Below are 23,827 nucleotides of genomic sequence, written 5' to 3' on the forward strand. Positions count from 1 at the left end.
ATGGAACAAGGTCTTCCCCGATCCGGCAATGACGCTCGCGGCCGTCGACAGGCTCGTCCACCATGCGACCATCTTCGAGATGAACGTGGAAAGCTACAGACGACGATCGGCAATGGAGGCGAAACGGAAGAGAGGCAGGCCTGCCGCTTACGCGACAATCAAAAATACACCGCTGATTGACGCGGAGCGACAAACAGCAGCCGAAGAAAACCTTGCCAGCGGCAATCACGATGATAACGTCACAGGTGCCGCGACATAGAATCTCATCCTGATTGTCGCCAGCGTCTCACCCAGATTGTCGCGCTATACTCGGCGGCGGCGCTCAGCTGTGCTGCCATGATGATTGTGCCCGCCGCTCTCTGGGCCGAGGGCGTCCCGCAGTTGCCGGAGACAACGCCGCTGGCAGCGGTTCTGTACCTTGGGCTGCTGCCCACCGCGCTGGCGCAGGTTTTGCTGGTGCAAATCGCCCGCAGCGCCGGGCCTTCCTTCCTGTCGACGGTGAATTATCAGGTGCCAGTCTGGTCGGTGCTGTTCGGCGCCACCCTGCTGAACGAGACCCTGCCACCACAGCTCTTTGCAGCTTTGGCGCTAATCCTTGGCGGGCTGCTGCTGAGCCGCACGCCCCGCCGCCGCGCCCCTGCCCATTCCTGAGACAACCGACAAGCCCTTCGCAATCCTGAACGCCCTCCTGAACCAAAGACTAATTGGTTGACCTCGGTGCCGCGCTCGGGTCTTGTCGCGCGGCTGACGCAAGAGGGGTGTCAGTCAGGTTGACTGCCCCACCTTGGGGCAATCACTTGCAGGCGAACTAGGGACAGCGAAAAGATGCCAGAGCGGATGGGAAAATACTGGGCCATGATCGCCACCCTCGGGTTGGTCTGGGGCGGTACTTTTCCCCTGATCAAAGTGGCTCTGGAAGGGATTACGCCCTTCTGGCTGGCAGCTGGACGCATTGGCTTTGCCGCCGTTTTACTCTGTGCAATCTGGGGCTTGCGAGGCGGTGGTTTATTCAAGGCGCAGACCAGTTGGACGCCTCTTCTGATCATCGGCTTTGCCAGCACGGCCCTTCCCTTCATGCTGATCAATTGGGGACAGCAGCATGTCTCTGCCGGCTTCACGGGGCTTAGCATGGCAGCAATCCCGCTCTTTGTGCTCCCCTTGGCGCATTTTTTTGTACCCGGCGAGCGCATGATCCTGCGGCGTGTGATCGGCTTTGTGATCGGTTTTGTCGGTGTTGCCCTGCTGATCGGCGGCAAGGCCTTTGAAAGCAGCAATTCAGAGCTGGAACTTCTGGGACGTATCGCCTGCCTCTCTGCTGCAGGATGCTATGCGGTCAGCTCGATCCTGACCCGCCGCCTGCCGCCCGTCGATCCGGTGGGTCTTGCCGCGATCCTGCTGGTCATCGGCAGCGTCATCATCCTGCCCACAGCCTGGGCCATAGAAGGCCCTCCGGTCATGCCGGATACGCACACTCTTGCGATTATCGCCTTCCTGGGGCTGATCCCAACCGCTGCCGCCAATTTCCTGCGGGTGATTGTGGTGCGCGAGGCCGGGCCCACCTTCATGACCCTGACGAATTATCAGGTGCCTGTCTGGGCCGTGGTCATTGGTGCGGTCTTTCTGGGCGAAGCCCTACCCGCCTCGATGCTTTTGGCGATGGCCCTGATCCTGAGCGGCCTCTGCATCAGCCAATGGGGCGCCCTGCGCCGCCTGTTTTCGCGCGCCTAAGCCTGTTTCAGCGCACAGCCTGCCACAGGCGCACGGCCTGCGCGGTCTCTGCCACGTCATGCACGCGCAGGATCTGAACGCCCTGCGCCAGACCAGCCAGCCCGACAGCGATTGATCCCGGCGCGCGGGCATCTGGTGCAGGTGCCTGACCGATCTTGCCGATGAAGCCCTTGCGCGACACGCCCAAAAGGATGGGACAGCCAAGACCATGAAACAGGCTAAGATTACGCAGCAGGGTCAGGTTGTGCTCCTGCGTCTTGCCAAAGCCGATGCCGGGATCGATGACGATCCGGTCCCGCAGAACCCCAGTCGCCTCCAGCCGGTCCACCTGCGCCGCCAGAAAGTCATAGACGTCCAGCAGCACATTTTCATAAACCGGGTTTTCCTGCATGGTGGCGGGATCGCCCTGCGCATGCATCACGCAGACCGGCACCCCGGCCTGCGCCGCCAGCGGCGCCAATGCGGCATCAAAGGTAAATCCCGACACATCGTTGATCAGCCCGGCCCCGGCCTCCAGCGTTTCCGCGGCGACCTCGGCCTTGCGGGTGTCGATGGATATGGCCACCTGCGACACCTCGCGGATGGCGGCAATCACCGGCGCGGTGCGGGCGATTTCCTCGTCTTCGGGGATGAAATCCGCGCCGGGGCGGGTCGATTCGCCGCCCACATCGATGATCGAAGCGCCTTCCTCGACCATCCGCAGGGCGGCAGCGCAGCCTGCCTCTACCCCGCTGTGGCGACCGCCGTCTGAAAAACTGTCCGGGGTGACGTTCAGAATCCCCATGACCTGCGGCTGGGTCATATCAAGACCGGCAATCGCAGCGCGGCGGCCACTTAGCCGGTGACAGATGTCTTCCGGGATAAGCCCTGCTGGAATAAGGCGCGGCGGCGCATCGCGGCTCAACACCTCTGCCTCGGAAAACCACAGCGAAGATCCGCCCGCCAGGGGCACCGCCCCTTCGGGGCGGAGGTCTCCGTGCTGCACCAGCGGGCGGTAATACATCACAGTGTGGTTTGCTCCATATCGACGGCGCGCAAGGGCACCTGCGGATCGGTCGGCAGGTCCGCACCGATCACGATCATCTCTCCTGCTTCGAATGTTGCCGCAAACCAGGAGGCAAGCGCAACCGCTTCGGCAGGGGCAGCCGAGGGACCATCGACGGCATCCAGAACGATCTTGGACGGGGCCCAGACGCAGATCTGGCCGTTTTTCATCGCCCAGTCCAATTCAGTCCGGGTCGCCACCACAACGCAGCGGTGATCCTTGGCCGCCAGGCGCCAGGCGTTCTGCTCGATCGCCAGCAGGTCGATCCGGCGCTGGGTCATCTTGTGGCCGGTCTGCGGCACCGCAAGAGGATGCGCGCCGACACAAAGGATCAGCGGCCGTTGGCGGCACTCCATCTGATCGATCCAGCCGGTCAGATTGTCGCTGTCGATTGCCTCATTGGACAGGTACATCAGGCGCGGATGCGGGACTTCGCCTTCGTCCACCGTGTGCGTGACCTGATCCTTGGAGCGGACGATTTCCACCCCCAGCGCCCCCGGTCCACGGTCCAGTTTCTCCACCCGCACGAAACAGCGGATCGCCTGCGGTTCCAGCAGGACCCGTTCGGCCACGCGTTCGGCCAGAGTTTCAAGGAGGTTCAGCCGCTCGGCGGCCAGCTCATAGGCGATTGCCTCGGTCACCTTGTCATAGGACAGGATGCGGTCCACATCATCATCCAGATCCGCAGGCAGCGGCGCCACTTCGACCACCACATTGAAACAGATTCTCTGGGTGGTGCCGCGCTCGGCCTGAAAGGCGCCGATTTCTACTTCGACCAGGTGATCCCGCAGCGAGATCCGGTCCAGAGGACCACCGCTGGCGGTCGCAATCGACCGTTCCGAAGGGTGTTCAAATGCGAGACGGATTTCTGAGGGCATGGCTGCGGGCCTTTGTCTGGCGGTATCAAAACGTACGGTGTCCACCGTACATCTGTCTCCCCGTCCATAGCAGGCCCGCATGCGCCCTACCAGCGACCGAAACCGCCTTTACGGCGATCCGGCCGGTGCAATCACCCTTGCGGCCCGATCACTCGCTGGAAGCGGTGCGGAACCGGTCGTCACGGTAGAACTGGTGTACGCCAATCCGTGCGGTTTTGGTGAAATGGCTGCTCCAGCGCGGGCGCACTGCGGTGGTGTGGTAATAGGTGGCGCCCTTGGTCAGGCCGGTATCAACACCGTCAAGAACCAGACGGGCCACCTTGGCCACGCGTTCAAAGGCGCGTTTTTCGCGAATGACCTCTTTGTGGCCATCGCAGGTATAGGTGAACTGACACTGGTAGCGGCGGCCGGTTCCCTGATTGATCACGCCGCAGAAACTGCCGGGGAATTGGCTGCTTTCGACCCGGTTGCGGATCACCTCGGCGACAGCGAACTGGCCTTTGACGGTTTCACCGCGCGCCTCGAAATAGAGCGCCTCTGCGAGGCAAGCAAAGTTTTCGCCGCCAGTCGCCTTGGGTTGTTCGTCGAGCCAAGCACGGGTGAACCGCAGGTCCTTTACATCCGGCTTGGATGGGGTACGCTTGAACCCGAAAAATCCATTCAGGCGGCGTGTGGGCACGGCGTTCAGGGTGGACTGCTCGCGTTCGAACAGAGACTTCAGGCCAGTCTCGGCATGGGCCATGGGTGACGTGACCGTCAGGGCCGCCAGAGTGGCAGCCAGCGTCAGGAGTTTCATCTACAGATCCTCGTTTGTCAGCTCGCGCACGGCCTCCCCAGGTTGCGCGGTGGCAGGCTCTAAACGAATATCCACAGATCGTCCACCTATACGAATGGTCAGGTCCCTGTGCGCCCAGTAGGGAACCGCCCAGATGGACCCAGCCAAAGCTGTCTGAAATCGAATTTTATTAAGTCTTTACGTAGGTTGGGGCGGCCTTGCCGATCTTCTCTCCAATCGCCAGCTGCGCCGCAGCCAGACGCACCACCGGAACGCGGAACGGAGAGCAAGACACGTAATCAAAGCCCGCCTCACGGCAAAAGGCAATCGATTCGGGGTTGCCGCCGTGTTCACCGCAGATCGACAGAGTGATATCTGCGCGCCCCGTGCGCCCCCGCTGCGCGCCAAGTTTCAGCAATTCTCCGACCCCGTCCACGTCCAGAACGTGGAACGGATCCTCTGGGAAGACGCCCTGCTGCACGTAGTTCGACATGAAGCGACCTGCATCATCGCGCGACAGACCATAGGCCATCTGCGTCAGGTCGTTGGTTCCGAAGCTGAGAAACGCCGTATGCGGCGCGATCTCTTCGGCGCGCAAGGCAGCGCGCGGCGTTTCGACCATGACGCCCAGACGGTAGTCGAACTTCTGGCCGCGCTCGGCGCTGACGGCCAAGGCCACCGCATCGATGCGCGCCTTGACCAATTCCACCTCGCGTTTGGCCGAGACCAGCGGAATCATGATTTCCGGCACCACGGGCGCCCCGTCCTTGGAAGCCTCAAGCGTGGCCTCAAAAATGGCACGGGCCTGCATATCGTAGATTTCCGGCACCGTGACCCCCAGCCGTACACCGCGCAGACCCAGCATCGGATTGTACTCGTGCAGTTCCTCCACCCGCCGGGTGACATCGCTGACGGGAATGCCCAGCGCCTCGGACAGCTCACGCTGACCGGACAGCGATGTGGGCAGGAATTCGTGCAAGGGCGGATCGAACAGCCGGATACAGACCGGCAGCCCCTCCATAATCCGGAAAAGCTCGCGGAAATCGTCCCGCTGCATCGGCAGTAGTCGGGCCAGAACCGCCGCCCGCCCCGAAGAGGTCTCGGCAAAGATCATCTCGCGCATCACGGTCAGCCGACCGGGATCAAAGAACATATGCTCGGTCCGGCACAGCCCGATGCCTTCGGCCTTGAAGTTGCGCGCTGTCTGGGCGTCGGCAGGCGTATCCGCATTTGCGCGAATTCCCATGTCGCGTGCCTCGTCCGCCCAGGTCAGAAGGGTCTGGAAGGCATCGTCCTGCGCCGCTTCCAGCATTTCCGGCTCACCGGCCAAAACCTGACCGTTGCTGCCATCGATGGTGACGGTGTCACCGGCCTTGAAGACCCGGCCGTCCGTGGCCACCAGCTGTTTTTGCTTGGTCAGGAACTTCATGTTCGAGGCGCCAACGATACACGGCACCCCCAGCCCCCGACCGATCACCGCGGCGTGGCTGGTCATGCCGCCCCGTTCGGTCAGAACTGCAACGGCCGCATGCATGCCGCGAACATCTTCTGGCGAGGTTTCCCGACGCACCAGAATACATGGCTCACCGCGCGCGGCACTGGCCTGTGCTTCTGCCGCCGTGAACACGAGCCTGCCTGTCGCCGCGCCTGGACTGGCCGGGATCCCGGCACCAATCACATCCCGTTCGGCCGTTGGCAGCACCTGCCGGTGCAAAAGCTCGTTCAGGGCATGGGCGTCGACCCGCATCACCGCCTCGTGCGGGGGGATGATACCATCCTGCGCCAGCGCTACCGCGATCCGCACTGCCGCCTGCGCCGAGCGTGCCACCCGCACCCCGTCCAGAATATGCACGTCGTCGTCCTGAATGACGAATTCCACCTGCATTTCTTCGCGCAGCCGACGCCGCATCAATCCGGCATAGGATTTCAGATCGGCAAAGGCCGTGGGCGCCAGTTCCTCAAGCGAGGGACCCCGGGCGTCCTTTTCCAGAAACAGCGCGCGCGCCCCGGCGCCCAGCGCCTCGCGGCCCTGCGACTGGCTCAGGTAACGGCCGGTGAGCTGCGGCTTACCGGTGCGGCTGTCGACCAGCTGCAATACGCCAGAGCCGCATTCCCCCTGCCCCAGCCCCGGAATCATCTCCTGCACCACAAGGCCCAGTCCAGCATCCGCCGGAGCGCCCTTGGCCTGGCGCAACAGGCGTGCCGAGGTGCCTTCCCAGGCGCGCGCCATCGAGCGCAAAACGGCCGCCAGTTGCTCAGCCGGATCCTGCGGGAAGGGCTCATCCGTCTCCGCCTCATAGGCCATCAGCGTTTCGCGCAGCGCATCCGGGCCGCCGTCCTCGACATCGTCAAAGGCGTCCGGGTCCAGCCGCGCCACATGCACCGCATAGGATTGCACGAACCGCAAATACAGACCGGCTGCTGCCTCTTCTCCAAGCCGATTGCACAGCCCTTTGCAGCGGTCCTCGTTCATACCGATGTTGAGGATCGCACCCGGTCCGCCCCAATCCGGATCTTCGGATGAGGGCCGTACGCAGAGCAGCGCATCGGTTGGAAACTCCGACAGGATGGCGCTGATATCCGGCATATCTCCCGCGGCGATTTCGTGCACCGCATCAAAAGACAGGGCAACGGTGCGCGGCACCGGCAGATCCAGCCGGACCAAGCGCTGCAGACATTTGGCGCGCCCGCCATGGCTGGAGGTCGCAATTGGGGCTGTCTGGGTGATCAGCGTGGCCAGGGGCGCATCGGGCATTGTCTATCCTGAACTTTCTGCACTGCGGCACTCACAGTTTCCTAGCAGCATAAGCCGCCTTTGCGCTCCTGCAAGAGGAGAACAGAAGAGAAGCCCATGCAACGCCATATTTTCCTGACGTTATCCACGCCGAGCCGGGTGCCCTGCGAAGGCCCTGCCGCGTCCTACGAAAAACGCCGCGCAATCAGCACGGCGTTTACTGTAGTTTCATTCGGGCCTGATGCTCAGGATGCCGTTCAGCCTTCCAGACGGGTCAGGTCAGCCACCTGGCCACAGACCGCGCGGATCTGGTGCAGCAGGTTCAGCCGGTTACGGCGCACGATTTCCTTGTCCGAATTGACCTGCACCGCCTCGAAGAAGGCGTCGATCGGTGCCCGCAGCGCCGCCATGCCGCCCATGGCGGCCGCGAAATCTTCGGCCTCGATGGCCGAGGAGATCGCCCCCTCGCCCAGTTCAAGCGCATCAAACAAGGCAATCTCGCTGTCGTCCTCGGCGAATTTCTTGTCAGCGCCAAAGGAGTATTCGACCCCGTCCTTCTCTTCGGCCTGGGACAGGATGTTATTGGCGCGTTTGAAGCCCTGCAGCAGGTTCTCACCATCCTCGGTCTTGAGGAAGGCCTCCAGCGCCCGGGCGCGTTTCACCAGCAGTGTCAGATCGTCGTTGCCGTCCATGGCAATACAGGCATCGATCACATCGTGGCGGATGCCCTGATCACGCAGGAACACCTTCAGCCGGTCATGGAAGAACGTCAGCAGATCGCGCGACACATCCGGAAGGCTGTCCTTCAGCTCTTCCATATGCTTGGGCAGATCGCCGTCAAAGGCATCCAGAACCGTACGCACTGCGGAGCCGAAGACGCCATGTTCGGCGATTTCCTTGATCATGTCGCGCATCAGCCCGGCCGATACAGCGTCATCGCCGTTCTGTTCCAGCTCGTGGCGCAGCAGATGGGTGTCGATATGTTGGTCCAGCGGCGTGCGGATGTCATTTTCCAGCACCAGCCGGATGACGCCCAGCGCCGCGCGGCGCAAAGCGAAGGGGTCTTTTGACCCAGTGGGTTTTTCATCGATAGCCCAGAAACCGGTCAGCGTGTCCAGCTTGTCCGCCAGCGCGACCGCGACCGAGATCTTCTCACTCGGCACATCATCCGACGGGCCAAGCGGAGAATAGTGCTGTTCGCAGGCATTGGCCACTTCTTGCGGCAGACCCGCGGCCTCAGCGTAATAGCGGCCCATCAGGCCCTGAAGCTCAGGGAATTCATAGACCATTTCCGACGACAGATCCGCCTTGGCCACGCGGGCCGCCTGTTCGGCCAGGTCCGGATCGGCGCCCAGCACCGGTGCCAACTCGCGGGCAAGCGCGGCAATCCGCTCGATCCGCTCGGCCTGGGTGCCCAGCTTGTTGTGGAAGGTCACGTTCGACAGCGCCTCGGTCCAGGAGGACATACCCTCTTTGGCCACGCGCAGATCGTTCTCCCAGAAGAATTTCGCATCGGCCAGACGCGCCGACAGAACCTTCTGATTGCCCGCCAGAATGGTGGCGCCGTGATCGGCGGTTTCGCGGTTGGCAACGGTAACAAAGCCTTCGATCCGGCCCGTCTTTGGATTGCGGACCGAGAAGAACTTCTGGTGCTCCTTCATCGAGGTCTGCAGCACCTCGGGCGGCAGCTCCAGAAAATCGTCGTCGATCTTGCCCATCAGGACCACCGGCCATTCCACAAGACCCGCGACTTCGGTCAACAGCCCCTTGTCCTCGACCACCTCAAGACCACCAGCGAAGGCTTGGTTGGTAGCATCATGCCAGATCGCGGCCTCGCGTTCTGCCGGGTGCAAGATCACGTAAGCGCGCTTGAGCTTGGCGGAATAGTCCTCAAAACCGGTGACGGCAAAGCTGTCCGGCGCCATGAAGCGGTGGCCCCGGGTGCTGTCGCCCGCCTTCAGGCCTTCGATTTCAAACGGCACCACCTCGGCGCCGCCCTCATCCGACAGGATGCAGAGGATCGATTGCAGCGGACGCACCCAGCGCAAGGAACCAGCGCCCCAGCGCATGGATTTCGGCCAGGGGAAGTTGCGGATCGTCGTCTCCAGCACCTCGGCGATGATCTCTGCCGCCGGGCGACCGGGTTTTTCGATAGTGGCGAAATAGACGGCGCCCTTTGGCGTCTCGCGCTCTTCCAGCTGATCACGGGAAATTCCGGCGCCGCGCAGGAAGCCTTCGACGGCCTTGTCAGGCGCGCCGACCTTGGGGCCCTTGCGCTCTTCGCGCAGGGTGGGGCTTTCGGCCAGCAGACCATCGACAGCAAGGGTCAGACGGCGCGGTGTCGACAGGGCATGGGCCGCGGCATAGGTCAGACCGGCCTCGACCAGACCGTCGGTCATCCGTTTTTTCAGATCCGCCGCCGCACGCGCCTGCATACGGGCCGGGATTTCTTCGGAAAACAGTTCAATCAGCAGATCGGGCATTCCAGGTCCTCGGGGGTAGATGCGCCGGTGGCGCGAAAAATCTTCAGTCAGTGCAGCAGCCCCGGATGGGCTGTCAGGTGGTTTACTCGTCCCGCTCCGGGCAGGCGCCCTCCACCACAGAGGTGCCATCATAGGTTTGTTTGCCGCAATCGTTCATATCGTGCCAGACAAAGCCCTGCCCCTGATCGGTGATCGCCACGATGCGATCGACACCATAGGAAATGTTCTTCACTGAAACGAAAGCGGTGGCAGTACCTTCCTCAAGCGCGGTGCCCAGCGCTTCGGCGTCGAAACAGTCGAACCAGCCCGGCGCATTGCGCGGCACGGTCTGCTTGGAGGGGGTGAATTCCGCTGCCAGATCCTGCCGCGTCAAATCGGTCGTGAAGCAGGCCCGGTAGCGGATCGGAGAGCTGTCCGCGTCGATGGCCTGGAAATCATCATAGGCGATCGGGCGCGGCTCGCTGCCATCAAGTGGCAACAGCACCACGTCGCGGCCCGGTTGCGGCGCGACCTCTTCATAGAAGCCATAGACCTGAAGATAGTACATGGCGCCGCCCGCGACGAGCGCGGACAGTCCAAGAAAGATCGCAAGAACCTTGCCCAGCATGGCGTCTGTCCCCTTCAGGCGGCCTGTCCGCCAGCGGCTGTCTGCACAAAGGCATCGGCGCATTGCTTGGCCAGCGCCCGAACCCGGCCGATATAGGCCTGACGTTCGGTGACCGAAATCACCCCGCGCGCATCCAGCAGGTTAAAGATATGGCTCGCCTTGATGCATTGATCATAGGCCGGATGCGCCATGATGATGCGCTTGCCGGTCTTGGGGTCGTCATGCGCCTGCGACAGGATCGTGTTGCACTCCGCCTCGGCCTCTTCGAAATGGCGCAGCAGAACCTCGGTGTTGGCCACGTCGAAGTTCCAGCGGGCGTATTCCTCTTCGGTCTGCTTGAACACATCGCCATAGGTCAGCGGGATCGGCGCATTCGGATCGTTGAAGGGCATGTCCATCACGTGGTCGATACCAAGGACATACATCGCAAGGCGTTCCAGCCCGTATGTCAGCTCACCCGACACCGGCGCGCAGTCATGACCGCCGACCTGCTGGAAATAGGTGAACTGGCTGACTTCCATGCCATCGCACCAAACTTCCCAGCCCAGCCCCCAGGCACCCAGGGTCGGGCTTTCCCAGTCGTCCTCAACGAACCGGATGTCGTGCAACTCCATGTCGATGCCGATCGCCTCGAGGCTGCCGAGATAAAGCTCCTGCAGGTTCGGCGGGCTGGGTTTGATCAGCACCTGATACTGGTAGTAATGCTGCAGACGGTTGGGGTTCTCACCATAGCGGCCATCGGTGGGACGACGGGAAGGCTGCACATAGGCCGCAGCCCAGGGCGCCGAGCCTAGCGAGCGCAGCGTCGTGGCCGGGTGGAAGGTGCCGGCGCCGACCTCCATGTCATAGGGCTGCATGATGGCGCAGCCCTTGGATGCCCAGTAGGCCTGCAGCCGCAGGATGATTTCCTGAAACGAGCGCGGCGCGTCGGTGGAGGCAGTGGTGGCGGCGGCGCCGCTGGTGGTCTGGGTCATATCAGATCCCTCTCTGGGACATCTCAATAGGGCAGCAAATGCGGGGTTCTTCCTATGCAAGCCCCCGCCGGGGGTCAACGGCTAGTCGCCTTTGAACGGCAAGGTAAGGGATGCTTTGCGCCTCTGGCTGCGGCAAAGGTGATGGTTTGCTGCATCAAGGCACGAATTCCCCCTTCTGCAGGAGTTTTCTTTACCCCATCAAAATGCTTATCTGCGCAACAACAAATTGCCCCATCGGGATAGAGGTCCTGTAATGAAAAGAATAGTCACCGCCCTGCTGCTGGCGCTCAATATGTTTGCATTTGCTCTGGCTGGCCCAGCACAGGCGCAACAAGCCGGACAGGAGACCGTCTGGATCCAGATCGCGGCCCGCCCGTCGCTGGCTGATGCCCAGCAGGAAGCGCAGAGCTATGCCGCGCGACTGCCCGATGTGGCCGGTTTCACCCTTGGCGCAGGTTGGTACGGCATCGTTCTTGGCCCCTATACCCGCCAGGATGCCGAACGGGTCCTGCAGGTCTACCGCAGCGAGGGGCAGATCCCCCGCGACAGCTTCATCGCCTTCCAGGCCAACCTACGCAATCAGTTCTATCCGGTCGGCGCACAGGATCAGGCCACCGCGACGGCTCCGACCACGGCTCCGACCGTACCGCAGGTGTCCGAACCTGTTGTTGAATCGCAGCCGCAAATCACCCTGCCCGATGAAACCCCGGCCGAGGCCCGCCGCAGCGAACGCCTGCTGACCCGAGAAGAGCGCGAGGAGCTTCAGATCGCCCTGAAAGCCGCCGGTTTCTATGCTGCTGCGATCGATGGCGCCTTTGGTCGCGGCACGCGCCGGTCCATGTCGGACTGGCAGTCCTTCAAGGGTTTTGAGCCCACCGGCGTTCTGACCACCGCACAGCGTCAGGTTCTGCTGGATGATTACAACGCGCCGCTGATTTCCGTCGGCATGGCAAATGTCATCGATACCGGCGCCGGGATCTCGATGGATATTCCCGCTGGTGAAGTCGCCTTCTCCCGCTATGAATCGCCCTTTGCCCATTACGACAGCCGCGGCTCTTTGGGCGTGCGCGTGCTGATGATCAGCCAGCGCGGCGACAAGAACACGCTGTTCGGTCTTTATGACATCATGCAGACGCTTGAGATCGTTCCTCTGGACGGCCCCCGGCAGCGCGGCAACGACAGTTTCACCATCGAAGGCAGCAACGGGCAGATCGTCTCTCATACCGAGGCCAGACTGCAGAATGGTGAGATCAAGGGCTTCACCCTGATCTGGCCGACCGGGGATGAGGACCGCCGTGCCCGGGTGCTGGCCGCCATGCAGAACAGTTTCCAGCGGCTTGACGGGGTGCTGGACGCCGCCGCAGGCAGCGACGTGCGCCAGAGCGTCGATCTGGTGTCCGGTCTGGAAGTGCGCAAGCCCCGCCTGTCCCGGACCGGTTTCTTTGTCGACCAGAACGGCGCCGTGGTGACGACCTCGGATGTGGTTGCAGGCTGCAGCCGGATCACGCTGGACCATGGCTATCAGGCAACCGTCGCCGCAAACAATGCCGAGGATGGCCTCGCGATCCTGCAGCCTGTCCAGAACCTGGCCCCGATGGCCGTTGCTGGGTTCACCACCCAGACGCCGCGCCTGCAATCCGAAATCGCCGTGTCGGGTTTCTCCTACGAGGGCATTCTGGGCGCTCCCAGCCTGACCTTCGGCACCCTGGCCGATATCAAAAGCCTTGATGGCAACAACGGCGTGATCCGCTTGGATCTCGCAGCCCAGCCCGGCGATGCGGGTGGTCCGGTGCTGGATGCCTCTGGTGCGGTTCTGGGCATGCTGCTGCCGCGCGAAATCAAGGGCCGCCAACTGCCCGAAGGCGTCAGCTTTGGCATCAATGCCACCGCGCTGCGCAATGCACTCACGGCTGCAGGGATCGCCAGTGCCGATCAATCCGCCGGTGCCGCGCCCCTGTCGAACGAGGCACTGGTACGCCACGCCAGCGGCATGACCGTTCTGGTCAGCTGCTGGGAGTAACGACGTAGAAAAGACCTGCACATAAAGCAAAACGCCAGAGCCTGACCGCTCTGGTGTTTTCATTTGGCGACACGCGTTGGTTCGGCTCAGAAGGCGTGGATACGGCCATCCCAGGTGTGAAAGCAGCCTGTCGTCTGCAGTGTCAGCACGTCGAATTCATGCGTCAACCCAGCCGCCGATTCCTGGACCGAGATATCCCCTTCGCTGCCGCCCATATCGGTGCGCACCCAGCCGGGATGATAGATCCCGACCGAAATACCTTCAGGTTTCAAATCCGTCGCCAGATTGCGCCCGATGTTCAGCGCCGCCGCCTTTGAGGCGCGATAGGCATAGCTGCCCCCCGGGGCGCGGGCATGGCTGGCCATCTGGGAAGAAATGATCGCGATTTTCGGGTTATCCGACAGGCGCAGGTTCGGCAGCAGCGCCTGCACAGTCAGGAACACGCCGGTGACATTCACCGCCAGGGACTTGCTCCAGACCTCGGTGGTGTAATCCTCCAGCGCCATGCCCTTGTCGATATAGACACCAGCGTTGCAGACCAGAAGATCAACCGGTTTGTCGCCCAGGTGGGCGGCAAATCGCGCCTGCTGGCCGGAATCGCAGACATCAAGCCGCACCCCCGAGGAATGGTCCCGCGAGGTGCCTGTCACCTCGTGCCCGGCCTCTGTGAGCTGCTTTACCAGCTCCCGGCCAATGCCCCGGCTCGCCCCGGTCACAACTGCGTGCATATGCCTGTCCCTTTAATTCGTTTTTCGCGTCGGACCGAAAGGCAGCGGCAAAACCGGCACCCCGTCCTCGATCAATGCCTTTGCCTCGTCCAGCCGCGCCTCGCCGTGAATGGCCCGTTCGGGCGCATCGCCCAAATGCATAGCACGCGCTTCCGAGACGAAATCCTTTCCGACGTAGTCCGAGTTCTCCTCGACCTGGCGCCGCAGCTCGCGGAGGGCCTTTTCCTGCTCGCTGGCAGGAGCAATGAGCGCACCTGGCGCCCCCTCCGGCACCTGGGCAGGAACAGAAGCCTGCGGCGAAGCTCCGCCTGCCTGCGCGGACGCGGCGGCGGTATCGGGGTCAGTTGAGGGGGAAACAGACTTGCGACCGGGACGCACATGCGGCGCCATAATGGCCTTCTCCACCTTTTGCGAACCGCAGATGGCGCAGGACACCATCCCGGCGGCGGCCAGTTTGTCAAAGGCAGCAGCCGACTGGAACCAGCTGTCAAAGCTGTGACCCTCGGCGCATTTCAGACTATACTGTATCATCTCGTTTCTCGCAGCGGATACTGCCCATTACGCGTTCCCCTCACCTCACTTCAAGAGTTGAAAAGTTCAGAGCCGATCCCATCAGGATCAAACCGGGTAAGAATTTTCTTCAGCGCCTTTTCCTGCACCAACCCCGCAGCCTTGCGCGGGGATGTCCACGCCCGCTGGCGCTGATGCCGCTCGGGGAACTCATCCTGCAGGGCCGTCACGATGACGGGATAGACCCGCACGACACAGGGCACAGGTGATAACTCGCTGCGCCATTTGTCATAGGTAAACTCGCCCAGGCAGTTGTCCACCGGAACGCCCCGCACGCCCGCTTCCTCCCAGGCTTCGATGGCTGCGGATTCGGCCAGGCTGCGCCCCGGGATCGGCCAGCCTTTCGGCAAGATCCAGCGCCCGGTTCCTCGCGACGTGATCATCAGAATCCGCGGCTTGCCGGTCTTAGTGATGCGAAAACACAGCGCCGCGACCTGGGTTGCGGTCCCCGTCCCCGACTTTGAAATGGCAGACAGAGCGGATCTGTTCAATGTGGCACCACCTGGGCTTGCAGGGTTTCTGTGGATACAGCCCCTATCCTCCTTTTACGATAGCAGAGAAAAGGCCCCCAGTTGAAGCGGGATCGACCGCTTAATCCTGCATGCGGGTCCAGCGGGTCACATCTCCGTCAACACCGTCCCAGGCATCCGCGATCAGCGCCAGTCCCAGCACCCGGTCGGGGTTGGTGGGCGGCGGCATCAACACGCCCTCAAGCTTCTCGAACCCGAACCGGCGGTAATAGGGCGCATCGCCCACCAGCATGACGCGCGCCCAGCCAGAATCGGCGGCCCGCGCAAGGCTGTCCCGGATCAGAGACCCGCCCAGCCCCTCCCCCTGGTGGGTCGGGTGTACCGCCACCGGCCCCAGCAACAGGGCATCCGCCGTGCCCACATGCACCGGCCAGAACCGGATCGCACCGGCCAGAATGCCCTGCTCATCCCGCGCCACAAGGCTGAGGCCCGAAACCGGCGGACCCCCGTCGCGCAGGCGATAGGACGACAGCGCCTCACGCCCCGGCGCAAAGCACAGATCATAAAGCGCCTCCACTTCCCAGCGGTCGTCCGGCTGCTCCGGTTTCAGTTCGATCACGCCACTCACGCCTCCGCGAAATCACCCGTAAAGGGGTGGAATTCGCCCTAGCACGGGCCTAAGCATTGAGCAAACAATTGGAGATGCGCATGTTCTACCGCCCCGAAGACGGCCACGGCCTGCCCCATAACCCGTTCAACGCCGTGATCACGCCGCGCCCGATCGGCTGGATCTCGTCCCGCTCGGCTGACGGGGTCAACAACTTGGCGCCCTATTCCTTTTTCAACGGCGTCGCCTATACGCCGCCGCAGGTGATGTTTGCCTCCACCGGCAGCAAGGAAGACCAGGACAACACCAAGGACAGCATGGCCAATATCGAGGAGACCGGCGTCTTCTGCGTCAATATCGTCTCCTACGCCATGCGCGATGCGATGAATGCCAGCTCGCAGACCTTGGGCAAAGAGGTCGATGAATTCGCCCATGCGGGTCTTACCGCCGAGGACTGCCAGACCATCAATTGCGCCCGCATTGCCGGTGCCCCCGCCGCGCTGGAGTGCAAGCTGACCAAGATCGTGACGCTACCCGGAGTCTCCAACCGCGTCGCCTTTGGCGAAGTGACTGGCGTGCACCTGCGCGATGACTGCATGAAGGACGGCATGTTCGACGTCACCACATTTGAACCGCTGGCCCGCCTTGGTTACCGCGATTATTCCCGCGTGACCGAGGTCTTCTCGCTGGCCCGCCCCGACGACTGAGCCCCATCATGCCCCTTCCCGATCCCGGCCTGCGCCACCCGATCATCCTGCCAGACGGCACGCCCCATGCGGGCACCGTGATGCTGTCGCGCGCGGTGGACCATCCCAATTTCCAGGTTGGCGATTACAGCTATGCCTCGGATTTCGATCCGCCACAGGACTGGGCGTCGCATCTGGCGCCCTACCTGTTCCCCGGTGCCCGCGAAAGGCTGGTGATCGGACGCTTTTGCCAGATCGCCCATGGCGCGCGTTTCATCACCGCCTCGGCCAACCACGGGCAGGACGGGCTCAGCTGCTACCCCTTCCCGGTCTTCGACCCCGCGCAGATGGCAGGTTTTCAGCCCGACACCCGCGATACCGTGATCGGTAATGACGTCTGGATCGGCTATGGCGCGATAATCCTGCCCGGTGCGCGCATCGGCGATGGCGCCATCATCGGCGCAGGCGCTGTGGTGCGCGGCTCGGTTCCGGCCTATGGAGTCGTCACCGGCAATCCCGGACGCGCCGAGCGCTTTCGCTTTTCAAAACCCCAGATCGCGCGGCTTCTGGCCCTCAAATGGTGGGACTGGCCTGTCGATCTGATCCTGCGCGCCGAGCCTGCGCTGCTGTCCGGCGATCTCGATATGCTCGAAAGCCTCGCGCCCGACTGACACCTGCCCAAGCTGCTGCTTCGGAGCCGCCCTCGACGCAAACCGGCGGGCACGAAGCCGGACCAAGTGCAAGCAAAATCGCCGAGGCTCCGCGCCCCTGAGAGGGGCGTGGATACGGATATTTTGCTTGTCGCGCGGGACAGGATTCGTGACAGACAGGTCGCGCGTGGGCGGATCCGGGGCTGCTGCTCTGGTGAGCCCGAGACTTCTTTCTTCATACCCTACACACATCAAAAAGGGGCCTCCGCATTCGGAGGCCCCATTCTATTTTCCAGACTTGACCCAGACGGTCAGTGGCCGCCCAGAACCCCGGTCTTGACCGAGTAATCCACCGCCAGCGCGTATTCCGGGTCATCGTCGCTGTCGACCATCAAGTGGCCGGCCTTGGACAGGAGCTGGTGGCAATCACGGCTGAGGTGACGCAGCACGATGGTCTTGCCCTCCTCCTCGTACTTTCCGGCCAGCGCCTCGATCGCCTGCAGAGCAGACTGGTCCACCACCCGGCTATTGGCAAAATCGACGATCACACGCTCGGGATCGCCTGCCACGTCGAAGAGCTCGATGAAACCATCGGTGGAGCCAAAGAACAGCGGACCTTCGATTTCATAAACCTTGGCCCCCTTGTCGCTGGCGGATTCGCGGGTGCGGGCGTGAATGCGGCGCGCGTTGTTCCAGGCATAGGCCAGCGCCGAGACGATCACCCCCACCACCACGGCGATGGCAAGGTCGGTCATCACCGTCACCACGGTCACCAGCACGATCACAAAAGCATCCATCAGCGGCACCTTGGTCATGATCTTGAGACTGTTCCAGGCGAAGGTGCCGATCACCACCATGAACATCACCCCCACCAGCGCCGCCAGCGGGATCTGTTCGATCAGCGGCGAAGCCACGACGATAAAGGTCAGCAGGAACAGCGCCGCTGCGATGCCCGCAATCCGGGTGCGGCCACCCGATTTCACGTTAATCATCGACTGGCCGATCATGGCGCAGCCGCCCATGCCGCCAAAGAAACCGGTGACGATATTCGAGGTGCCCTGCGCGATGCACTCCTGGCTGGCACCGCCGCGCTTGCCGGTGATTTCGCCCACCAGGTTCAGCGTTAGCAGGCTTTCTATCAGACCAATGGCGGCCAGGATCACCGCGTAGGGCAGGATGATCTCAAGGGTTTCCAGATTGAACGGCGCCAGCGCAGTCCCATAAAGGCCAATGCCATCACCAAAGGGATTGTGAAAGGCCGGAAAGCCGCCTTCGATCGAGGCCAGATCGCCGACCCGCGGCACATCAAGGCCCAGTGCGATCACGAGGATTGCCACAATGCCAATGCCCGCCAACGGCGCCGGGATCACCGAGGTAATCTTGGGCGTGCCCCAGATAATCGCCATGGTCAGGGCCACCAGCCCCAGCATCATATAAAGCGACAGACCGGACAACCACTCGGTGCCACCGCTGCCGGGGACCTTGAACTGGGTGAGCTGCGCCAGGAAGATCACGATGGCCAGACCGTTCACAAAGCCCAGCATCACCGGATGCGGCACCAGCCGGATGAACTTGCCCCAATGCATCACCCCGGCGATCACCTGCAGGATGCCCATCAGCACCACGGTCGCAAAAAGATACTCGACGCCATGTTCCGCCACCAGCGCCACCATGACCACCGCAAGCGCCCCCGTCGCCCCCGAGATCATACCGGGCCGTCCGCCGATCAGCGCCGTGATCAACCCCACCATAAAGGCCGCATAGAGACCCACCAGCGGGTGCACCCCGGCGACAAAGGCAAAAGCCACCGCCTCGGGGACCAGCGCCAACGCCACGGTCAGCCCCGACAACAGCTCGGTGCGCACGCGGCCCACGGACCAGCCCTCGTCCTGCATGATGGATAGGTTCGGCGGGGAAATACGATTGGCCAGAAGGGCCATGGCGGCGCGTTTCATCAAGAATACCTGCGGTTGGAGGAGGTCACGTTGTGGCCCGCCCCTAGCTGAAACTGGCCTTGGGGGCAAGGCTCGTGATCCGATCTGACCTCCTCTCGCCCTTTGGTTAGCGGGCTGAAATCACCTGCAATAGCGCACTGCCCAAAAACAGACCAAACCCAAAAAGACCATGCGTGATCAGACTGTTCAATCGAGCGCGCCACGGAAAGGCTGTCTTGCGGGCGGCAAATCCCAAACCCATTGCGGGCTGCAACAGGCAAAAGGGCAAGACCACCGTCAATACTCCGTAGCCAAGCGACAGACCCAGGGCCGGTGCCTGAAGCCATCCTGCGCCGACTATGCCGCACAGGCCGAAGGCTAGCGCGCCCCCAACCGCATAGTGAAACATCCAGCCCAGCGCGGTTTCAAAACCCCTTGGGGGCATCTTCTTTCCCCCGGCGCCCAACATCAGGCGTCCTTGGAAAAGACCCAACACCCAGCGTGCGACAAGTCCCCAGTTCGGCCCCGGCACGCCCATCCAGCGGCCTCGCGCCCATGCTGCGACATCAATCAGCGCAGTTGCAACGCTCCCAACGAAAGTGACCTGCCAGATCAGGCTCCAATGCATCTCCATAATTTGCTCCTGTTTCATAACTCAAACTGCTAGAGATCTGAGGTGTGCAAATTCAAGCCAGCTTGAGGTCAAGATGAAATCCCTGGATATCGCAGAGGTTGCCCGGTGCAGCGGCGTCAAACCCTCTGCCCTGCGATACTACGAAGATATCGGCCTGATCCGCGCCGACAGCCGGAAGGGATTGCGACGTCAGTATGACGACAGCGTTCTGGACCGGCTCGCGCTCATTGCCATGGGACGGGCCGCCGGGTTCAGCCTGCAAGAGATAGGCGCCATGCTGGGCAATGCAGACGGGTTCGATCTGGACCGCCAAAGACTGCACGCGCGCGCAGATGAGGTCGAGCAGCGCATCCGAGAGCTCCGTGTCCTGTCCCGTGCGCTGCGCCACGTGGCAGATTGCACTGCTCCGGACCACAGTCAGTGCCCCACGTTCCGGCGCATGATGGACAGCGCCTTGACCCGCGCATCTACGCCAAAGCGCTGACCTCTCGCACGGGGTTACCTGCGTGCCCAGCCCATCCGGTTTCGGCATCGTGAGACAGCGGGGCTTGCCAAAAGGGCGCCGTCTTGCGCATACCCAAGAAGCAACATCAGCAGGAGAATAGGACGTGACCAAGGACACCATGATCGCCGTCATCGGCGGCTCCGGCATCTACGATATCGACGGGCTGGACGGGGCCGAGTGGGTCAGCGTTGAAACCCCCTGGGGTACGCCCTCGGACCAGATCCTGACCGGCATGCTGGACGGCGTGAAAATGGCCTTCCTGCCGCGGCATGGGCGCGGCCACGTGCATTCCCCGACCGAAGTGCCCTATCGCGCCAATATCGACGCGCTGAAACGGCTGGGGGTGACCGATGTGTTTTCCGTCTCTGCCTGCGGGTCTTTCCGCGAAAATATGGCGCCGGGCGATTTCGTCATCGTCGATCAGTTCATCGACCGCACCTTCGCGCGGGAAAAATCCTTCTTCGGGACCGGCTGCGTCGCCCATGTCAGCGTCGCCCACCCCACCTGCGAGCGGCTCAGCGATGCGGCCGAGGCGGCAGCGCGCGATGCCGGGATCACCGTGCACCGCGGCGGCACCTATCTTTGCATGGAGGGGCCGCAGTTCTCCTCGATGGCGGAAAGCAAAATGTACCGCGAAAGCTGGGGCTGCGACGTGATCGGCATGACCAACATGCCCGAGGCCAAACTCGCCCGCGAAGCAGAGCTTTGCTACGCCTCCATCGCGATGGTGACCGACTACGACAGCTGGCACCCCGACCACGGCGCCGTGGACATCACCGAGATCCTGGCCACGCTGCAGGGCAACTCCAGCAACGGGCGTGAACTCGTGCGTCGCCTGCCAGGCATTCTGGGCGCCGAGCGCGCGCCCTGTCCGCATGGCTGCGACCGGGCGCTTGAATACGCCATCATGACCGCTCCCGAAAAACGCGACCCTGCGGTTCTGGCCAAACTGGATGCGGTGGCAGGCCGCGTGCTCAGCGCCTGATCGCCCTCCAATCGTCTTGGGCCCGCTCGCCGCCGCTCTGCGGCACCGGGCGGCCCAGGATCGCAAGGTTTTCCTTGCATGGGCGGCGCGCTTCGGCCAAACCCCGTGGCGGCTCCGGTGCCCCTTTACCGGTCCGGGCCGCACCCATACGCGCCATCCGTTCCCGCAAGCAGGAGCCTTCCATGCCCAAGAAAACCGCCGTCAAAGACTACATCCGCACCATCGTCGATTTCCCGCACGAAGGGATCATGTTCCGCGATGTCACCACCCTGTTCGCCGATCCGCGCGGGTTCCGTATGGCCATCGACCAGATGCTGCACCCCTACGCCGGTGAGCGGATCGACAAGGTCGTGGGTCTTGAGGCGCGCGGTTTCATCCTGGGTGGCGCCATCGCTCACCAGCTGAGCGTCGGCTTTGTGCCGATCCGCAAGAAAGGCAAGTTGCCCGGCACCACCATCAGCGAAGAATACCAATTGGAATACGGCGAAGCGATTGTCGAGATCCACGACGATGCCATCCAGCCCGGAGAAAAGGTGCTGGTGGTCGATGATCTGCTGGCCACCGGCGGCACCGCAGGCGCCGGGATTAAGCTGATCGAGCGTCTGGGTGGTGAAATCATCTCCTGTTCCTTCATTGTCGACCTGCCCGATCTGGGCGGCCGCAAGAAGCTTGAGGATCTCGGAATGGACGTCCACGTCCTGTGCGAATTCGAAGGCGACTGAACCGCTCCGCGCCCAAACCGGGTCGCGGATCACTCACAGCCTGATCACGTTTTGTTGACTGGAAATCCTGAAACCGCCGGGCTTAGCTCCGGCGGTTTTCTTGTCAAACCCCTCCCGGCGAAAACCCGCTTCATCCGGACCGCCCCCTCTGCCGTAGGTCTCACGATGCCTGACGAAAGGTGTCGCACAACCGAAACACATGAGGAGACCAAGATGTTCCGCAAGATGATGACGACCACCGCAGCCACGCTGTTCATGGCCGGAGCGGCCTTTGCAGGCGGTCATTCCAAGGATATCGTCGACACTGCCGTCGGCGCCGGAGACTTCAACACCCTGGTCGCCGCCGTCAAGGCCGCCGGTCTGGTGGACACCCTGAAAGGCGAAGGTCCTTTCACCGTCTTCGCCCCGACCGATGCCGCCTTTGCCGCCCTGCCCGAAGGCACGGTCGAAGACCTGCTGAAGCCCGAGAACAAGGAAAAGCTGGTATCGATCCTGACCTACCACGTGGTGCCGGGCAAAGTGATGTCCGGTGACCTTACCGACGACATGAGCGCCGCAACCGTGCAGGGCAGCGCGGTGATGATTGATCTAGACAAGGGTGTGATGGTCAATGATGCCAGCGTGGTCACCGCCGATATCGAGGCCGAGAACGGCGTGATCCACGTGATCGACAAGGTCATCCTCCCGAAGTAAGCGCAGACGCGAATTCGTGATGGCGAATTCAGTTGCAGCCCGCCGGCACGCGCCCTAGCGTGCCGGCATGAACACTGCCGCGATCCTTGACAGCCGCTATTCCTGGCTTCGACTTCTCATCACCCTGGCCATTGCAACCGTGGCCAATGTGGGTATGTGGGCGATCATCGTCATCATGCCCGCCGTCGAAGCCGAATTCGGCTCCGGGCGCGCGGCCTCTTCCATGCCATATACGCTCACCATGGTGGGTTTTGCCCTTGGCAACCTGCTGATCGGGCGGCTGGTGGACAGGTTTGGCATTACCCTCGCGCTGATTGGCGCCGTTGCTGCGACGGCTTCGGGTTATGTGCTCTCCACCTTTGCGCCGACGATGGCGGTTCTGTCTCTCACGCACCTGCTTCTGGGTCTGGGCACGGCAGCAGGTTTCGGGCCTCTTATTGCTGACATCTCGCATTGGTTCCTACGGCGGCGCGGTATCGCCGTGGCACTGGTGGCCAGCGGCAATTACCTCTCGGGTGCGATCTGGCCGACGCTGCTGGCCGGGCTGCTGGAGACTGGCGGCTGGCGCATGGTCTATTTCGCCCTGGCCGCGATCACCGTTGCCGTGGTGATCCCGCTTGCGCTGCTGCTGCGGCGCCGAGTCCCGGCAGAGGCCTATGCCGCCTCTGATGCCGCCTCGGCGCTCAATGCGCGCAGCACCGGCATGTCCGCGCGCACCCTGCAATGGCTGCTGGGGCTTGCCGGGATCGGCTGCTGCGTGGCCATGTCGATGCCCCAGGTGCATATCGTTGCCTATTGCGTCGGCCTTGGCTACGGGCCTGCGGTGGGGGCAGAAATGCTGTCGCTGATGCTGCTGGGCGGTGTGGTTAGCCGGATCCTTTCAGGCCTCGCGGCCGACCGGCTTGGCGGCGTGGCGATCCTGCTGATCGGCTCGGTCCTGCAATGTATCGCGCTGTTCTTTTACCTGCCCTTTGACGGCATGGTGCCGCTTTATCTGGTGAGCGCGCTGTTCGGCCTCGCGCAAGGCGGCATCGTGCCCAGCTATGCGCTGGTGGTGCGCGAATACATGCCCCCGAAAGAGGCCGGTGCGCGGGTCGGCTTTGTGATGATGATGACCATCCTCGGCATGGCTCTGGGTGGCTGGATGTCCGGATGGATCTACGACGTGACCGGCAACTACCAGATGGCCTTCATCAACGGCATTGCCTGGAACGGGCTGAATATCCTGATTATCGGCTACCTGCTGATGCGCAGCCGCCCGCAGAAACCGTCGGCCACCCCCAGCATCGCCTGACCCTACGTCCGCGCTCTGCTGCACCGCTGCCCCCTGCGCACAGCGGGCTTTGACCGCTGCCGGGCCCAAGACTGTGAGGGGGCTGGCACAGTCCAATCCTGCAGG

Annotated in this window: 24 protein-coding genes; 11 read left to right on the forward strand and 13 right to left on the reverse strand. The window is 62.7% G+C overall.

The annotated features are described in order from the left end of the window. From SM763_RS11400 to SM763_RS11410, 3 genes are all read left to right on the forward strand, one after another. Positions 1–259, forward strand: a 259-nt coding sequence (locus SM763_RS11400) for an ATP-binding protein (protein ID WP_368998616.1), incomplete at its 5' end; no start/stop codon positions are given. A 77-nt stretch (positions 260–336) separates the two neighbouring features. Then, positions 337–651, forward strand: coding sequence for an EamA family transporter (locus SM763_RS11405; protein WP_490363282.1), 315 nt, complete (start codon positions 337–339; stop codon positions 649–651). A gap of 174 nt (positions 652–825) precedes the next feature. Continuing rightward, on the forward strand, positions 826–1,728 hold the full coding sequence (locus SM763_RS11410) for a DMT family transporter (protein WP_274839468.1): 903 nt from the start codon (positions 826–828) through the stop codon (positions 1,726–1,728). Between the two features lie 7 nt (positions 1,729–1,735). Here SM763_RS11410 and folP read toward each other — a convergent pair whose 3' ends face one another. The 7 genes from folP to SM763_RS11445 form a co-directional block, all read right to left on the reverse strand. Next, the gene (gene folP / locus SM763_RS11415) at positions 1,736–2,734 is read right to left on the reverse strand and encodes a dihydropteroate synthase (RefSeq protein ID WP_274834480.1); all 999 of its coding nucleotides are present in this window, start codon (positions 2,732–2,734) and stop codon (positions 1,736–1,738) included. Further along, positions 2,731–3,651, reverse strand: coding sequence for a dihydroneopterin aldolase (locus tag SM763_RS11420; protein WP_274867064.1), 921 nt, complete (start codon positions 3,649–3,651; stop codon positions 2,731–2,733). Before SM763_RS11420 ends, folP begins: the two co-directional genes overlap by 4 nt. A gap of 148 nt (positions 3,652–3,799) precedes the next feature. Beyond that, a complete protein-coding gene (locus SM763_RS11425) occupies positions 3,800–4,447 on the reverse strand; it encodes a cell wall hydrolase (protein WP_065272727.1) in 648 nt (215 codons plus the stop codon). 169 nt (positions 4,448–4,616) lie between these two features. Further along, positions 4,617–7,181 (reverse strand): putative PEP-binding protein, encoded by a 2,565-nt coding sequence (locus tag SM763_RS11430; protein ID WP_368998617.1) that lies wholly within the window; start codon positions 7,179–7,181, stop codon positions 4,617–4,619. Positions 7,182–7,417: 236 nt separating this feature from the next. Then, positions 7,418–9,643 carry a glycine--tRNA ligase subunit beta gene (gene glyS / locus SM763_RS11435; protein WP_368998618.1) on the reverse strand — a complete coding sequence of 742 codons (2,226 nt, stop codon included), beginning with the start codon at positions 9,641–9,643 and terminating at the stop codon, positions 7,418–7,420. Positions 9,644–9,725: 82 nt separating this feature from the next. Further along, positions 9,726–10,250 (reverse strand): DUF6446 family protein, encoded by a 525-nt coding sequence (locus SM763_RS11440; RefSeq protein WP_368998619.1) that lies wholly within the window; start codon positions 10,248–10,250, stop codon positions 9,726–9,728. 14 nt (positions 10,251–10,264) lie between these two features. Next, positions 10,265–11,224 (reverse strand): glycine--tRNA ligase subunit alpha, encoded by a 960-nt coding sequence (locus SM763_RS11445; protein ID WP_065272723.1) that lies wholly within the window; start codon positions 11,222–11,224, stop codon positions 10,265–10,267. A 253-nt stretch (positions 11,225–11,477) separates the two neighbouring features. On the opposite strand from SM763_RS11445, the gene SM763_RS11450 reads away from it, so the two are divergent. Further along, entirely contained in the window at positions 11,478–13,244 is a 1,767-nt protein-coding gene (locus SM763_RS11450) for a trypsin-like peptidase domain-containing protein (RefSeq protein ID WP_368998620.1), read from the forward strand. Positions 13,245–13,330: 86 nt separating this feature from the next. On the opposite strand, the gene SM763_RS11455 is transcribed toward SM763_RS11450, so the two are convergent. The 4 genes from SM763_RS11455 to SM763_RS11470 all read right to left on the reverse strand — a co-directional run bounded on the left by SM763_RS11455 (position 13,331) and on the right by SM763_RS11470 (position 15,631). After that, on the reverse strand, positions 13,331–13,972 hold the full coding sequence (locus SM763_RS11455; RefSeq protein ID WP_368998621.1) for an SDR family oxidoreductase: 642 nt from the start codon (positions 13,970–13,972) through the stop codon (positions 13,331–13,333). 12 nt (positions 13,973–13,984) lie between these two features. Then, entirely contained in the window at positions 13,985–14,503 is a 519-nt protein-coding gene (locus SM763_RS11460; RefSeq protein ID WP_368998622.1) for a DUF1178 family protein, read from the reverse strand. A 50-nt stretch (positions 14,504–14,553) separates the two neighbouring features. Continuing rightward, entirely contained in the window at positions 14,554–15,033 is a 480-nt protein-coding gene (locus SM763_RS11465) for an NUDIX hydrolase (protein ID WP_065272719.1), read from the reverse strand. Between the two features lie 100 nt (positions 15,034–15,133). Next, on the reverse strand, positions 15,134–15,631 hold the full coding sequence (locus tag SM763_RS11470; protein ID WP_368998623.1) for a GNAT family N-acetyltransferase: 498 nt from the start codon (positions 15,629–15,631) through the stop codon (positions 15,134–15,136). 89 nt (positions 15,632–15,720) lie between these two features. Between SM763_RS11470 and SM763_RS11475 the strand changes: the two genes are divergently transcribed. Both SM763_RS11475 and SM763_RS11480 read left to right on the forward strand, forming a co-directional pair. Then, positions 15,721–16,326 carry a flavin reductase family protein gene (locus tag SM763_RS11475; protein ID WP_065273736.1) on the forward strand — a complete coding sequence of 202 codons (606 nt, stop codon included), beginning with the start codon at positions 15,721–15,723 and terminating at the stop codon, positions 16,324–16,326. Between the two features lie 8 nt (positions 16,327–16,334). Continuing rightward, entirely contained in the window at positions 16,335–16,976 is a 642-nt protein-coding gene (locus SM763_RS11480) for a CatB-related O-acetyltransferase (protein WP_368998624.1), read from the forward strand. Between the two features lie 290 nt (positions 16,977–17,266). Here SM763_RS11480 and SM763_RS11485 read toward each other — a convergent pair whose 3' ends face one another. Together SM763_RS11485 and SM763_RS11490 are read right to left on the reverse strand one after the other, a co-directional pair. Further along, a complete protein-coding gene (locus tag SM763_RS11485; protein ID WP_274827768.1) occupies positions 17,267–18,910 on the reverse strand; it encodes a SulP family inorganic anion transporter in 1,644 nt (547 codons plus the stop codon). A gap of 106 nt (positions 18,911–19,016) precedes the next feature. Next, positions 19,017–19,541: a DUF2938 family protein gene (locus SM763_RS11490; protein WP_368998625.1), complete on the reverse strand. Its 525-nt coding sequence runs from the start codon at positions 19,539–19,541 to the stop codon at positions 19,017–19,019. A gap of 55 nt (positions 19,542–19,596) precedes the next feature. Here SM763_RS11490 and SM763_RS11495 point away from each other — a divergent pair, with 55 nt between their 5' ends. From SM763_RS11495 to SM763_RS11515, 5 genes are all read left to right on the forward strand, one after another. Next, positions 19,597–20,007, forward strand: a complete 411-nt coding sequence (locus SM763_RS11495) for a helix-turn-helix domain-containing protein (RefSeq protein ID WP_065272716.1) — start codon at positions 19,597–19,599, stop codon at positions 20,005–20,007. 139 nt (positions 20,008–20,146) lie between these two features. Next, positions 20,147–21,013 (forward strand): S-methyl-5'-thioadenosine phosphorylase, encoded by an 867-nt coding sequence (locus tag SM763_RS11500; protein ID WP_368998741.1) that lies wholly within the window; start codon positions 20,147–20,149, stop codon positions 21,011–21,013. Positions 21,014–21,195: 182 nt separating this feature from the next. Beyond that, positions 21,196–21,735 (forward strand): adenine phosphoribosyltransferase, encoded by a 540-nt coding sequence (locus tag SM763_RS11505; RefSeq protein WP_065272715.1) that lies wholly within the window; start codon positions 21,196–21,198, stop codon positions 21,733–21,735. Positions 21,736–21,948: 213 nt separating this feature from the next. Then, a complete protein-coding gene (locus tag SM763_RS11510) occupies positions 21,949–22,428 on the forward strand; it encodes a fasciclin domain-containing protein (RefSeq protein ID WP_274827765.1) in 480 nt (159 codons plus the stop codon). A gap of 67 nt (positions 22,429–22,495) precedes the next feature. Continuing rightward, positions 22,496–23,722, forward strand: coding sequence for an MFS transporter (locus tag SM763_RS11515; protein WP_274831285.1), 1,227 nt, complete (start codon positions 22,496–22,498; stop codon positions 23,720–23,722). Positions 23,723–23,827: the final 105 nt, after the last annotated feature.

The sequence above is a fragment of the Pseudophaeobacter sp. C1-32P7 genome (assembly GCF_041008775.1).
In the GTDB taxonomy this organism is placed as follows: domain Bacteria; phylum Pseudomonadota; class Alphaproteobacteria; order Rhodobacterales; family Rhodobacteraceae; genus Phycobacter; species Phycobacter gallaeciensis_A.

What these genes read in the sequence shown, in the direction of transcription:
- SM763_RS11405 (WP_490363282.1), top strand. Translation starts at nt 337, where the DNA reads ATGATGATTGTGCCCGCCGCTCTCTGGGCCGAGGGCGTCCCGCAGTTG.
- SM763_RS11410 (WP_274839468.1), top strand. Translation starts at nt 826, where the DNA reads ATGCCAGAGCGGATGGGAAAATACTGGGCCATGATCGCCACCCTCGGG.
- SM763_RS11420 (WP_274867064.1), bottom strand. Translation starts at nt 3,651, where the DNA reads ATGCCCTCAGAAATCCGTCTCGCATTTGAACACCCTTCGGAACGGTCG.
- SM763_RS11425 (WP_065272727.1), bottom strand. Translation starts at nt 4,447, where the DNA reads ATGAAACTCCTGACGCTGGCTGCCACTCTGGCGGCCCTGACGGTCACG.
- SM763_RS11430 (WP_368998617.1), bottom strand. Translation starts at nt 7,181, where the DNA reads ATGCCCGATGCGCCCCTGGCCACGCTGATCACCCAGACAGCCCCAATT.
- glyS (WP_368998618.1), bottom strand. Translation starts at nt 9,643, where the DNA reads ATGCCCGATCTGCTGATTGAACTGTTTTCCGAAGAAATCCCGGCCCGT.
- SM763_RS11440 (WP_368998619.1), bottom strand. Translation starts at nt 10,250, where the DNA reads ATGCTGGGCAAGGTTCTTGCGATCTTTCTTGGACTGTCCGCGCTCGTC.
- SM763_RS11445 (WP_065272723.1), bottom strand. Translation starts at nt 11,224, where the DNA reads ATGACCCAGACCACCAGCGGCGCCGCCGCCACCACTGCCTCCACCGAC.
- SM763_RS11450 (WP_368998620.1), top strand. Translation starts at nt 11,478, where the DNA reads ATGAAAAGAATAGTCACCGCCCTGCTGCTGGCGCTCAATATGTTTGCA.
- SM763_RS11455 (WP_368998621.1), bottom strand. Translation starts at nt 13,972, where the DNA reads ATGCACGCAGTTGTGACCGGGGCGAGCCGGGGCATTGGCCGGGAGCTG.
- SM763_RS11460 (WP_368998622.1), bottom strand. Translation starts at nt 14,503, where the DNA reads ATGATACAGTATAGTCTGAAATGCGCCGAGGGTCACAGCTTTGACAGC.
- SM763_RS11475 (WP_065273736.1), top strand. Translation starts at nt 15,721, where the DNA reads ATGTTCTACCGCCCCGAAGACGGCCACGGCCTGCCCCATAACCCGTTC.
- SM763_RS11480 (WP_368998624.1), top strand. Translation starts at nt 16,335, where the DNA reads ATGCCCCTTCCCGATCCCGGCCTGCGCCACCCGATCATCCTGCCAGAC.
- SM763_RS11485 (WP_274827768.1), bottom strand. Translation starts at nt 18,910, where the DNA reads ATGAAACGCGCCGCCATGGCCCTTCTGGCCAATCGTATTTCCCCGCCG.
- SM763_RS11490 (WP_368998625.1), bottom strand. Translation starts at nt 19,541, where the DNA reads ATGAAACAGGAGCAAATTATGGAGATGCATTGGAGCCTGATCTGGCAG.
- SM763_RS11495 (WP_065272716.1), top strand. Translation starts at nt 19,597, where the DNA reads ATGAAATCCCTGGATATCGCAGAGGTTGCCCGGTGCAGCGGCGTCAAA.
- SM763_RS11500 (WP_368998741.1), top strand. Translation starts at nt 20,147, where the DNA reads ATGATCGCCGTCATCGGCGGCTCCGGCATCTACGATATCGACGGGCTG.
- SM763_RS11505 (WP_065272715.1), top strand. Translation starts at nt 21,196, where the DNA reads ATGCCCAAGAAAACCGCCGTCAAAGACTACATCCGCACCATCGTCGAT.
- SM763_RS11510 (WP_274827765.1), top strand. Translation starts at nt 21,949, where the DNA reads ATGTTCCGCAAGATGATGACGACCACCGCAGCCACGCTGTTCATGGCC.
- SM763_RS11515 (WP_274831285.1), top strand. Translation starts at nt 22,496, where the DNA reads ATGAACACTGCCGCGATCCTTGACAGCCGCTATTCCTGGCTTCGACTT.